This window comes from Desulfobacterales bacterium (assembly GCA_034520365.1).
GTDB lineage: Bacteria > Desulfobacterota > Desulfobacteria > Desulfobacterales > Desulfosalsimonadaceae > M55B175.
This window is the reverse complement of the sequence record JAXHNP010000007.1, coordinates 1-13,481: the sequence shown is the minus strand read 5'-3', so window position 1 is coordinate 13,481 and position 13,481 is coordinate 1. Positions and strand designations below refer to the sequence as shown.

6 protein-coding genes and 1 pseudogene are annotated in these 13,481 nt (G+C 51.9%); 5 read left to right on the top strand and 2 right to left on the bottom strand.

Annotation, left to right across the window (positions count from 1 at the left end):
• Position 1: 1 nt before the first annotated feature.
• Positions 2 to 2,494, bottom strand: a complete 2,493-nt coding sequence (locus U5L07_14415; GenBank protein MDZ7832937.1) for a glycosyltransferase — start codon at positions 2,492 to 2,494, stop codon at positions 2 to 4.
• 303 nt (positions 2,495 to 2,797) lie between these two features.
• Between U5L07_14415 and U5L07_14410 the strand changes: the two are divergent.
• Together U5L07_14410 and U5L07_14405 are read left to right on the top strand one after the other, a co-directional pair.
• A pseudogene (locus tag U5L07_14410) lies at positions 2,798 to 3,426 on the top strand (ISAzo13 family transposase).
• Between the two features lie 314 nt (positions 3,427 to 3,740).
• On the top strand, positions 3,741 to 5,264 hold the full coding sequence (locus U5L07_14405) for a choice-of-anchor Q domain-containing protein (GenBank protein MDZ7832936.1): 1,524 nt from the start codon (positions 3,741 to 3,743) through the stop codon (positions 5,262 to 5,264).
• Positions 5,265 to 5,428: 164 nt separating this feature from the next.
• Here U5L07_14405 and U5L07_14400 read toward each other — a convergent pair whose 3' ends face one another.
• Positions 5,429 to 5,887 carry a PIN domain-containing protein gene (locus tag U5L07_14400; GenBank protein MDZ7832935.1) on the bottom strand — a complete coding sequence of 153 codons (459 nt, stop codon included), beginning with the start codon at positions 5,885 to 5,887 and terminating at the stop codon, positions 5,429 to 5,431.
• A gap of 638 nt (positions 5,888 to 6,525) precedes the next feature.
• Between U5L07_14400 and U5L07_14395 the strand changes: the two genes are divergently transcribed.
• From U5L07_14395 to U5L07_14385, 3 genes are all read left to right on the top strand, one after another.
• Positions 6,526 to 9,543 carry a BTAD domain-containing putative transcriptional regulator gene (locus U5L07_14395; GenBank protein ID MDZ7832934.1) on the top strand — a complete coding sequence of 1,006 codons (3,018 nt, stop codon included), beginning with the start codon at positions 6,526 to 6,528 and terminating at the stop codon, positions 9,541 to 9,543.
• A gap of 558 nt (positions 9,544 to 10,101) precedes the next feature.
• A complete protein-coding gene (locus U5L07_14390; protein ID MDZ7832933.1) occupies positions 10,102 to 11,037 on the top strand; it encodes a DUF1566 domain-containing protein in 936 nt (311 codons plus the stop codon).
• Positions 11,038 to 11,260: 223 nt separating this feature from the next.
• Positions 11,261 to 13,441, top strand: coding sequence for an InlB B-repeat-containing protein (locus U5L07_14385; protein ID MDZ7832932.1), 2,181 nt, complete (start codon positions 11,261 to 11,263; stop codon positions 13,439 to 13,441).
• Positions 13,442 to 13,481 lie beyond the last annotated feature (40 nt).

Genomic DNA, 13,481 nt, shown 5'->3' with positions numbered 1-13,481 from the left:
ATCAGGAAGCCAGATCCAGAATTTGTTCAAATGAATTGCTTTTTGCGATGGGGTTTTTTGTTGGCGTATTTTTTTTATACAGGTCCCATGTCCGCAAAAATGCGCGGTCAAATGAGCGGTTTTCCATATATTTGCGGGCAGCCGCCTTCATGCGGTCAAGCTGCAGAGGATCGCTGCAGAGCTGGATAATTGCATCAGAGAGCGCCCGGGCATTACCTGCCGGCACAATGAGCCCGGATTGCGGCGCTTTTAAATTCTCCCTGGGGCCGCCCTGGTCTGTCACGATGACCGGAATTCCGGATGCCTGGGCCTCCAAAACCACGTTGCCGAAGGTATCCGTGGAAGAGGGGAAAACAAACACATCGCTTGACGCATAGGCCTGGGCCAGGGCTTCCCCGGTGAGTTCGCCGGTAAACATTGCCCGGGAGCCCTTGAGTTCCTTTTGCATCTCTTTTCGATACGGGCCGTCGCCCACGAGAATCAGCCGGACATTGGGGGCCTGCTTTTCAATCTGCCTGAACGCCTGTACCAGAATCTCCAGATTTTTTTCCCTGGATATGCGGCCGACATATAAAAGCTTTAACTCCTGGTCGGTTAATTGGTAATTGCTTTTCCAGAAGCCGTTTCGTTTGGCGGGATGGAACCGCTGGATGTCGATCCCTCGCGGGTATAGGCAGATTTTGGATTCCGGAATCCCTTTTTTGATGAGTTCCTTTCCGGTTTCCCGGGAGGGCACATAAACCATGTCCATCTGGTTATAGAACCAGCTCATCAGCTTCCACATCATTTCTGCAAGGTCCTCATCCCCGGTGATTTCCGATACATACTGGGGAAATGCCGTGTGATAGGTTCCGTAAAATGGAATCTCAAGTATTTTGGCGATGGCCAGTCCGGCAAGTCCCACCGGGCCGGGTGTTGAGCAATGAATATGCGTGAAATTATTTTGGTAGCAATAATCCATCATCTGCAGAATCGGCGGATAATACATTTTTAATTGCGGGTATTCCGGCAATTCATAAGCGCCGATCGGTGCGAAATTAACCTGCCCCGCCAACTGCTGTTCCGGGCCGCAGGTAAGTACGGAGAGAGATTTATTATTTTTCTGCGCCGCTTCCAGCATCATCCGGATGGTATGGGCGACCCCGTTGGTTTCATGGAGCGTATCCGTAAAAACGGCCATTCTGCAGTTATCCGGGTTAATCCCGGGCGCCTTGCCGAGACACTGGGCATGGCATTTTTCCGCAAATTTCCGGTCCTTGGTAAACAGGCGAAAGGCCAGAAAATAGGGCGCCAGCAGGGAATAAACAGAGCCGGCGGCCCCGATGGTTTGGAAGATATTAAAGAGCCTGGCCTTGGAAAAATTCTCCATGATATTATCGCCGACATTATGGATCAGGGATTCGGAGATATCATTGACGAACCGGAACCAGTCATCCTCTTTATCCATTTTCATATCCCGGGGGTGCTTTGTTATCCACTGCATCCGGGAACTTTTCGCCAGAAGTGAATGCCCTTTTTTCTGGATCATATCAATAAGGCCCGGATTCTGTTCATGCAGAAAGGAAATCGACGGCCGCCGGGAGATCAAAAAATCCTGCAGCCGGGTTAATATCCCTTTGTTTTCGGTTTCATCAGGTATGGTCAGGGCACAGTCAACAAATCGAAGCAGCCTGTCTTTATGCACATATCGTTCGAGTTTGAATTGGGATTTGTAGAACTGATAGGCGATTCCGTATAGATTGTGCCCCAGGGTTTTGGGGGTGGCCGCCGATCCTTCAACCTCGGCGCGTCCGGTTTCAAGTCCTGAAAAAAATTCCGGCAGGGTGGCCGCCCCGGGGACCCAGGTATGCATCCGGGCGATATTAAGGGAGGAATGGTCATCTGAGCCGCCGGTCAGGTTTTTCTGCCACGGATTTTTTCCATAGGGGGGTATGTTGTGTTTGTCCGCAAGCAATTCAATGTCATGCCGGGTAATTCCATTAATAATGGCGGCCAGTACCTGGTTCTGATAGTCATCCCTGGAGCCGTTTAACTCGAAATTTTTAAACAGCAGCAGAAGTTTTTCAAAATAATCAATCGTCAGCTTATGATTCATGTCATAAAACGGATGCGCCAGAATGTGGACAATCCCGGTCTTGTTCAGATAGCCGGCCAGCTCATATACATTCTTACGAAGCCGCCTAATATCTTCATGCTGGGCTTCGGTGATATTGAGGGCCAGCACATGAAGCTTGCAGTGGTCCTCCGGGAAATAGGTGGTGATCTCCTCGCTAACGAACGTATCCCTTAAGTGGGCAATCTCTAAGGCGCCCGAAAGGGTATTATGATCGGTAATGGTGACGTAATCCATTCCCCGGGCCTTGGCGATTTCATAGAGCTTAAACGGGTTGGTAAAACTCTCCGGGCAGTTTAATTTCTGAAGCACCCACTGCGAGGGCCGCTTGGATGACTGCGAATGCACGTGCAAATCGATTTTTAATCCCGATTTTTCCATTAATATATCTCCTGTCGGTTTCGGTATAGCTTATTGTATGGGTGTTTAATCCCCTAATGTTTTACAAAGAGCAATACCTTGATCTGGCGCATTTTCATTTAAAAGGAGATGTTAAGGATCGGATTTGACGATTCCATGATAAATAGGTGATTTGTCGGTAAAAATTCAGCAACAATTCAGTGACGGGTATCTGCTAAGGAGTTTCAGGTCTTAGGTTTTGGGTATTAGATATTAGATTGAGAAAATCAAAAACTTAGGGACTGTAACAAAATAAATATTGATAAAAATCCGGCATTAAAATTTGATTTAGTATCTCTCATTGAGCCCCTGACCCGGGGTGATCCAGAATCTTTTTTGCGTTGGACATGCAAGAGCCTGCACAATCTCGCTGATGAATTAAAGGAAAAAGGGCACGCCACCAGCCATCGTATGGTTGGCGAGCTTTTAAAGGAGATGGGTTATAGTCTGCAAGCAAATAAAAAATATTGGAAGGAGCCTCTCATCCAGACCGTAATGCCCAGTTTGAATATATTTATCAAAGCAAAAACTTATTTCAAGCAAATAATCAAACTGTTATATCAGTAGACACCAAAAAGAAGGAACTCGTTGGTCCCTTCAAGAACAATGGCCGAGAATATCGCCCCAAGGGACAGCCGGAGAAAGTTAATGTTCATGATTTTAAAGATCCCAATCTCGGCAAAGCTTCTCCATACGGGGGTTATGGTTTGAGACAGGATTCTGGCTGGGTTAATGTTGGTATTGATAATGATACCTCTGCATTTGCTGTGGAAAGCATCCGGCAGTGGTGGTTAACGATGGGGAGCAAAGTTTACTCCGATGCCAAAGAGCTTTTAATCACAGCTGATAGTGGCGGTAGCAATGGGTATCGCATTCGTCTATGGAAAGTGGAACTCCAAAAGTTGGCGAACGAAACCAATTTCGATTATAGTTCCTAACTCACAAAAATAGCCCATTCAGGAGATGCTTGCTCTTTGTTTTTCCCTTGACTCCACTGGAGTATATTTCTATTATTTTTAATCAAAAAGTAGCTTTTTTGATGGGGTTTCAGATGCAGTAGCATCCCCAGATTCTCTCGCAAGCCCATAGCTCCGGTAGTTCCCAGTAGTCCCCAGCCCTTCAATCAGAATAACAGATATCCGGATATTTTTACTGTCAACTCCTGCTTAAGATAATTTTTTTGATTTCAAACTGTTAATTTCAAACCGAAAGAAAGGAGACGTTTTATATGCGATTTTTCGATTTTTTGACGAGCATTGCTGTCCGGAGCATGCAGGCATGGATCGTGTGCATTCTTGCGGGAATCTTTGTTTTTCTGTTTAGTTTCGGCATTCATGCCCAATCGACACCTGTCACAGTGTATGTGGACACGGATGCTAGTGGCGCCAATGACGGCACTTCCTGGGCGAATGCATATATATGCCTGCAGGATGCACTCGACAAAGCGAACGCGGACGACAATGCCGGCATAGACTATGAAATCTGGGTCGCCGAGGGAGTATACTACCCTGATGAAGACAGCAAAAGCACCTTTAAGGAGCATACAAACGACAGTCCGGGCGAATACTTCCGCCTGGGAGGCTACGCCGCTGAAGACCCCGAGGATCTGGAATTTGACAACGTCAAACTCTACGGCGGATTTGCCGGAGGCGAAACCGCTATCGACCAGCGGGACTGGGAAGAAAATCTGACCGTGCTTAGCGGGGATATCGAGCAGAACGACACCACCAAAGCGCATGGTGTCGTAACAAATCCGGCCGACATTACCGGCAGCAACGCCTTTCACGTAATGTATTTAAACGGAGGCACCAACGGGATCATCACGGACAACACCGTTATCGACGGGTTCATCGTGACCGCCGGGCAGGCGGAGGGCTCGGATGATAACAGAAAAGGCGGCGCCATCTACTGCAATACGGATCACACCCCTTACCAGGGGACCGAGGAAGAATGCAGCCCTGTGGTCAAAAATGTCATTTTCATCGGAAATCGGGCGGAAACATGGGGCGGAGCGGTGTATAACAATGGCACAAGCGGTCCCAGCGATCCCGAGCTGATCAACGTCACCTTCAGCAGCAACCGGGCCGGAGCCAGGGGCGGGGCCATGTTTAACGATGGCGGCAATATGGGTTACAGCAGCCCGGTCCTGACGAACGTGGTTTTTGTCGACAACCTGTCTGAAAGCAGCGGCGGCGCCATTTATAATTACGCCGTTGATGCCGGCACAACCAATCCGGTACTCACAAACGTAGTTTTCAGCGGCAATGCGGCATGGAAATGGGGAGGGGCGGTGGCCAGCAACGGCGAAGATGGCGGCGACTGCAAGCCAGAGTTGACCAATTCGATTTTATGGGGAAATACGGCCGAAGACGGGGGGGATCAGATATACAACTATTCTGCCTATCCCCGAATCGGCTACAGCGACATCCAGGGCTGTGGCGGCAGCGGCACCGGATGGGACGGTGACCTGGGCCGAGACGATGGGAACAATATCGACGCCGATCCTCTGTTTACAAATCCCGGCAACGGCGATTTAAGACTTCAGACCGGCAGTCCGGCGGCAGATGCTGGCGACACATCCGCCCTTCCTGCCGACTCCCATGATTTGGACGGAGATGGAAACACCACGGAGCCGATCCCTTATGACCGGGCATATCAGCCGCGAGTCATTGGAAGCGCTGTGGATATGGGGGCATATGAAGTCCCCAGGGAACTTTGTCCCGGCATTTATTTGCTGCTCATGGACAGCTGAAGGATTCGCGGGGCCGAAAGGGAAGCACCAAACTTATTAACTTATAGCTTAGGTAAAGCTCATATCCCTCTTTCCCGGCGATCTCGGCACCCCGCCCGGACTTGCTGATCGCCACCGCCGAAATATTGAAACGGCGGGCCAGGGAGGCCAGGCTCACGCCCAGTTCACGCACCGCATAGAAACAGATCAGCCTGCGGGCTGTCAACAACTGTTTGTACCGGCCCGGAAGCCACATCTCTACCATGCACGTTGAACGTTAACCTCGCGGGCATGGGATAGTGTTTGGTATTCAAAGTGTATATTGTGCCGCCTGTTTGCCGGACAGTTGCTGCAAGAATGGCGTCGTTAACATCAGTTCCGCTGTGGGGATTCCATTTGCGATAAAATTCTCCGGCTCTGTCGATGATTTCTTGATCTATCGGTGCGGTTTTAAGCTGCGCCAGGAGTAAAAAAGTGCTTGATTCCTCCTCCGGCCGCATGAAAAAGACAACTTCGGCACGCTGCATGGCACCAGTCCATAGCTCTAACTGCTTTTTGTCCCGAAGCCTTTTGAGCAGATTAAGGGCTTTGCGTTCTCCTCTCAAGTGCCAAATAAGCAGATCTGAATCAAGATAATCCTTCATCGCTTATATCTTTCCTGAGATTTTCGCATTGTATTCCTGGCCGTGTCTATGGTTTCTGTTGCCGATTCTTCGCTTAGAACCGATCATATCCCTGAAAAACCGCCATTACATCAAAAATAAAACCCTTTTTCCCCTGATGCGGCAGCGGGAGGTATTATTTTTTACGCTGCTGGAAGGTGAGGTAATCCGGGGGGTCTGGCCTTTTACATCGCCATAAACCGCAGAGAACCTGTGTTATTTCATTCAAAACTGGAAATGGGAATTGATTTAATATATAATCAGTTCAACGGTAGACTGGCAATAGAACCGGGGGCACTTATGATTCGGATTCTTTTAGAACACCGGAGAGCACTGATGTACAGCCCCCTTCAATCCTCACGACTTTTCAACGAATCTCTTCATCTTCCGTTCATCGGACAGGAGTCATTGTTTTCGGTTTGAGACAGGAAAAGAATATAATAGCAAAAATATCGCCTCCCCGTCTTTACACCGTATTCAACAGAACACGGTTGTTCGATAGGATCTGCCAATACCGGCGGCATTCCGTGATATGGATATCCGGTCTGCCCGGCGCCGGTAAAACAACTCTGGCGGCTTCGTACATAAAGTCGAAACAAATTCCCTCCATTTGGTACCAGATGGACAGGACGGATCATGAACCAGCCAATTTTTTTTATTACATGAGCGAAGCAGTCAAACAATCCGCCTCCTGGCCCGGATCACCATTGCCCAGGCTCTCTCCTGAATATTTGAATAATCTTTCCAGCTATTCCGTTCAATATTTCCGCGAATTGTTCAGTCTGGTGAAAAAACCCTTCCTTCTTGTCCTGGACAATTACCATGAAGTCCCGCCGGAGTCCGGGCTGCATAATCTTGTGAACGCCGGACTGGAACAGGTGCCGCCGGGTTTGAACATCATTGTTCTGAGCCGGGCATCTCCACCTCCGGCAATGACGAGACTTGTCGTCAACAGGAAGATAGGAATCATCGGGCCGGAGGAGTTGTCGTTAACCAGCGGGGAATCGCTGGGCATAGCAGGACTCCATGATAAATGGAAATCAGCAATCGAATTCGTGCCCGAGATTTTGGAACACACAAAAGGTTGGACCGCTGGATTTGTGATCATGCTCGAATATTGTGGTCCGGGGCAGGAGCCTGATCCGGCCTCAAAGGAAATGGCCAGGCAATTCTTCTTCAATTATTTTGCCGGTGAAATTTTCGACAAAATGGAACCCGAAATTCGGCGCTTTCTTCTCCAGGCGGCCTGTTTGCCGTCCTTCACACCGGAAGCCGCCCGGGAACTGACAGGCTTTGCCGGTGCCGGGCGGGTCCTTGCCGAAATGTACCGTAAGAATTATTTCACTGAAAAAAAAGCCCAAAACGGGACATCCTATCAGTTTCATCCGCTGTTCAGGGAATTTCTGCTGTCAAGGAATGAGAAGGAATCAGATCCCGGAGAATTGACGGAACTGTTTCGGAAGGCTGCCGATATACTTGTCCGGCATGGGAACCTCGAAGATGCCTTTCAGCTCTATGGCCAATGCCGTGATCACGGTTCACAGGCCAAGCTAATCCGCAGTCATGCCCAATCGCTCACCGCCCAGGGAAGGCTGGAGCTTATCGAACAATGGCTGTGTGAACTTCCCCCGGAAATCCTCTCATCCGATCCGTGGCTCCTGTTCTGGTACGCTCAGTGCCGTCTGCCTTTTGATCCTTTTATCAGCAGGCACTTCCTTATCAGGGCATATGAGCGTTTCAGAGAACAGGAGGATACGTCGGGATTGATTCTTTCAATTACCGGCATAACCGAAACGATTCTGACCGAATGGGGAGATTTCAAAGAGCTGGATCCATGGATTGACGAGCTTAATCATCTGATGAAAAGCGCGATAGACTTTCCAATCAGGGAACTCGAGCCCAGGGCGCTCATCGCCATTTTTTCCGCCCTGATGTTCAGGCAGCCTGATCATCCCGACATGAACCTCTGGGAAGCCCGGATGTTTAATCTGATCCGTTCCGCTGGTCATGATAACCTGCGCCTGATAGCCGGTAGTTATCTTTCGCATTACTATTACTGGCTGGGTGAGATATATAAGGCCGGAGCGCTCATTGATATCATGAATGCACTCCTGGAAACGGCTGATTTGTCACCACTCGACTTTATGACCGTCAAGATGGAGCAGGCGGTTCATGGATGGTTCACCGCCGATTTTCAGGCGAGCCTGGAGGCGGTGAACCAGGGCCTTGAGGTGGCCGGGAAGAGCGGCGTACACCTTCTCGACTACAGACTTCTCGCCCAGAGTATATACGCCATGATTTCCCTTGATGATGCCCGGGCAGCAAAAAACTGTCTGGACAGGATGAGACCTGTCCTGAACAGCCGAAATTATCTCGATATTTCACATTTTTATCACCTGAGCGGCATGTACCATCTTCAGCAGGGCAATATGGAACAGGCATTTCAGTACAGCATGGAAGCGCTGCGGATCTCACGGGAAATGGGAACCCCGTTTCCTGAAGGGCTCAACGCGATAACAGCGGCTCAGATATGCTTTGAAACCGGAGATGAAAACAAAGCAAAAGAGCTTACCGCCCGAGCCCGGGACATCGGCCGTGATATGCAGAGTCACCTGTTGCATATGCTGTCTCATCTCAATGAGGCCTATTTCAGCCTGAAAACAGGAAGGCGTGACTGCGCGCGGGAAGCTTTGCGAAAAACTCTAAGGATCAGAAAGGAAAAAGGGATCCTCAACTTTCCGGGATGGCGCCCGGATATCATGACGGAACTCTATGCAGAGGCCCTTGAAGCGGAAATGGAGGTGGATTTCGTGAGGGAGGACATAAGGAGCAGGAATCTGCTTCCGAAAAAGCCGTCTGTCATAATCAGAAACTGGCCCTGGCGGGTGAGGATTTTCACTATGGGACGCTTTGAAGCGCTCATTGACGGAGAACCCCTCCGGTTCAAAGGCAAACCGCAGCTAAAACCGCTTGAACTGCTAAAGGCGCTGATTGCCCTGGGCGGCAGCGAAGTCGGACTTGGCCGCCTTGAAGACATCATCTGGCCCCAGGCTGAGGGAGACAAGGCGCGGCAGGCACTTACCACTACCCTTCACCGTCTGCGCAAACTCATCGGCTGCGACAAGGCTGTTGAACTCAGTGAAATGAAACTGTCGTTAAATGATCGGATTTGCTGGGTGGATGTGTGGGCACTTGATCATCTCTACGGCCGGATTGATCAAGCCCTGGCCGATGGCGGCCTTGATTCGGATGAAGCTGTCCGCCTGGCAGAAATGATACTGATACTGTATAAGGGCGATTTTCTGAAGAATGAAGAAGCTCATGCCTGGGCATGGCCCGCCGTGACCAGACTCCGCAGCGGATTTCTCCATGCGGTCGGAGTACTGGCGCGGGCATGGGAAAGAGAAGGGCGTTTAGGGAAAGCGGTCGATCTTTACCTGCGCGGCCTGGAAGTGGACGCGCTTGCCGAAAAGTTTTATCAGGGACTGATGCGCTGCTATCAGCTTCAGGGGCGAACAGCCGAAGGGTTGATCGTTTATGAACGCTGCAGGGACGCCCTGTCAGCCCTGCAGATAACCCCTGCGCCGGAAACTGAATCGATTCTCCTTTCTCTTCGCCAGGGCAAGCCCCGAAGCTGATCGAAAGTCCTGCCGTTTCCCTGGAATCCGGGACGGGTTTCAGAGGTTTTTTATCAGCGCCTTCCTTTTTCAAAAAAAATATCAAAAACGGCAAAAAATCGGAATCCGTAAGCTATCTGTAACCCCCCCTGGGGTATGAAGAAAGAACGGATACCGTATACATATCTCACGTTTTTGTTGCCTTGAATTGCATGAGTTATCCAAAAGATGTGCCCGTTCAACACGTTTAAAAGCAAGTCACTTTCAATGCTCGCCCAAATAACCAGGGTTGTGAATAACTTAAGTTGTGAAAGTTTCATGATGGTCGTTAGATTTGAAGCGCCTTTTAAATCCCACAACGCCAATTGATGTGCTTTCAGTGAGCCCGGTTCGGGTTGGAAGTCTTTCTGGTTTTAGAAGGTGGCGGAACACCGGAGACTTGGGGCTTCTAAGCCAGCTAAAAATGGCCGGGGCTCAGTTAGGGGATGTGGTTTTCTAATTTTCTGCGTTTTTGAAGTCATAAATCGCTAAGGTTTACAGTGAAGATTTGAGGTTTGAACCGGGGTTTCTCAAACACAAATGGAGGATGACATGCGCCATGTGAATGCTGTTTTGGTGATTTTACTAATCTTGCTTATCTCAAATGTCGGATTTGCGGGAAGCCTGGATGACACGGGCGATCCCACCAGTGCGGGCAGCGCCATGTACACGCTGGAGGACCTTTACAACCGTCTGGACACAGGCGCTGCAGGGGCCAAGCGTTCCGGGCCCTTCACTGAGCCTTCGGCCGGGCCCGGTTCGAGTGGCCATACCCTGGACGAGGTGATGGGGCAGGCCCCGGCCGTGGATGACGACAATGGCGCTGGCGCGGCGGATGTGGCCAGCGGCAAGACCTTCTGGGGGCTCAAGAGCGGTGAATGGGGTCTTAAAACCGGCACCGGGACCGGGACCATTGCCACCTACCCCTCGCCGGTTCCCAGGACGGGGCAAACACCCACAGTTCCTCTCGACCCTGCCCCAGAAGGATCTGACGGCGACCTTCAGAAAGGCGTTGCCTGGCCCAACCTCCGGTTTACAGACAACAGCGACGGCACGGTGACCGACAACCTGACGGGGTTGATCTGGCTGAAGAATGCCGATTACAACAGTACGACTGGAAGTACAGGCAGAGCCACATGGGAGGATGCTTTGACATTCTGTAACGCCCTCAACGACGGAGAGTGCGGTCTTAGTGACGGCTCAGTAGAGGGCGACTGGCGGCTCCCCAACGTGATGGAACTCCTGAGCCTGATTGACTGGCGGTATTATAATCCGGCCTTGTCCAATGCTGACAACACAGGAAAGTGGTCATCGGGAGATGCCTTTACGGGCGTGCAGTCGAACTACTATTGGTCCAGTTCGACGGGCGCGTACAATACGAGCTACGTGTGGGGCGTGGACCTGCGCTATGGCAGCGTCTACAACGCCAATAAGACCTACACGTACTATGTGTGGCCCGTTCGCGGAGGACAATAGATCCTTTGAATCTTTGGACCTTTGACGGGGGTGCAGGGGGTGGCCCCCTGCCCGCGGTGAATCGTTCCGATAGCTGTTTCGTAGGTGCGGCTTAAACCGTACAGCGGGTTTAACAATGGCCCCTAACCTATCCGTGCGAATGAATTCGCAACTACATCCGGTATGCGACGAGATTCCGTTGGGCATGTATGCAGGCGTAACGTCGAACCAAAGGAGATCGAAAATGAAGAGAAATATGGAAACGATTGTCCGCTCAGTAATCATGGGACTGATTTGTCTTCTCCTTTTTGGTGTGCAGATCGTATGGGCAGGCAATATCGACGCGACCTTCAAATATGCCTGGAGTGAGAATGCGGGCTGGCACAACTGGCGGTCTACCAGTGCGCAGGCAACTGTGGAAGCGACCTATTTGACGGGCTACGTGTGGGCGGAAAATATCGGGTGGATCAAGCTGGGCGCGGACGCCGGGGGTCCTTATGCCAACACCAATGCGACTAACTGGGGCGTGAACCGCGACGCCGGCACCGGGGCCCTTTCGGGCTATGCCTGGAGCGAGAACGCTGGATGGATCAACTTCAGCCCAACAAATGGCGGGGTGAGCATCGACCTGGCCACGGGGGACTTTTCCGGGCACGCGTGGAGCGAAAACATGGGGTGGATCAAACTTGCGGGGACGGCCCAGGACAACACGGCCTACAAAGTGAAAACCGACCCGACGACCTACCCCGTTGCCTATAACGCCAACGGGGCCGACAGCGGAACGGCCCCGGCCGATCAGACCAAGACGCACGATGTTGATCTGACCCTGGCCACCAACAGTGGCAATCTGGCCAAAATCGGATACACTTTTGCGGGGTGGAACACGGCTGCGGACGGCTCGGGCACGGACTATGCCGCGGGCGGCACTTATACGGCCAATGAAGCCGTGACCCTCTACGCCAAATGGACTGTCAACACCTACCCCGTTACTTATAACGCCAACGGGGCCGACAGCGGCACGGCCCCGGCCGATCAGACCAAGACGCACGATGTAGATCTGACCCTGGCCACCAACAGCGGCAATCTGGCCAAAACCGGATACACCTTTGCGGGGTGGAACACGGCTGCGGACAGCTCGGGCACGGACTATGCCGCGGGCGGCACTTATACGGCCAATGAAGCCGTGACCCTCTACGCCAAATGGACTGTCAACACCTACCGCGTTGCCTATAACGCCAACGGGGCCGACAGTGGCACGGCCGCGGCCGATCAGACCAAGACGCATGATGTTGATCTGACTCTGGCCACCAACAGCGGCAATCTGGCCAAAACCGGATACACCTTTGCGGGGTGGAACACGGCTGCGGACGGCTCGGGCACGGACTATGCCGCGGGCGGCACTTATACGGCCAATGAAGCCGTGACCCTCTACGCCAAATGGACTCTCAACACTTACGCCGTGATTTACGATGCCAACGAGGCCGACAGCGGCACGGCCCCAACCGATCAAATCAAGACCCACGGAGTGGACCTGACCCTGGCTGAGAACACCGGCAACCTGGCCCGGACTGGCTACACCTTTGCCGGCTGGAACACCCAGGCCGACGGGTTGGGCACGGACTATGCCGAAGGCGCTCTATACACGGCAGACGAGGCGGTGACCCTCTATGCCAAATGGACTCTCAACACTTACGCCGTGATTTACGATGCCAACGAGGCCGACAGCGGCACGGCCCCGGCCGATCAAATCAAGACCCACGGAGTGGACCTGACCCTGGCTGAGAACACCGGCAACCTGGCCCGGACTGGCTACACCTTTGCCGGATGGAACACCCAGGCCGACGGGTTGGGCACGGACTATGCGGAAGGCGCTCTATACACGGTAAACGAGGCGGTGACCCTCTATGCCAAGTGGATCAGCAACCACACCATAACCGTATCCGCCGCCCCCACGGACGGGGGCACGGTCACCGGAAGCGGCACCTATGTTGATGGTTCAACCGCTACAGTGAATGCATCAGCCGAGTCCGGATATGTCTTCGTCCATTGGACCGAGGGGAATACCGTTGTCTCCTGCAGCCAGCAGTATATGTTCACGGTCACGGGCAACCGCACTCTGCAGGCAAATTTCAGCCAGATGCAAAACAGTTACGACATTACAGGGTCTGCCAGACCATCGAACTACGGAATGGTCACAGGTTCTGGCTCCTACAATCACGAAGCGATCGTGACCATGACCGCTCTGCCGAACCAGGGCTTTGCCTTGACCAACTGGATCGAGACATGGCCGGGCCTGGCAGGGTCCTGCGTTGTCTCAACCGATGAAGAGTACTCTTTCCAGGCGACAAGAAACCGTAACCTCACGGCCGATTTCCGTCCCAAGGCCCTGCCCGGAGTGCTTATGCTGCTTATAGATGATGAGTAAGGTGGATATGGGATCAAATTAGATAAGGGCGTTTAAAATT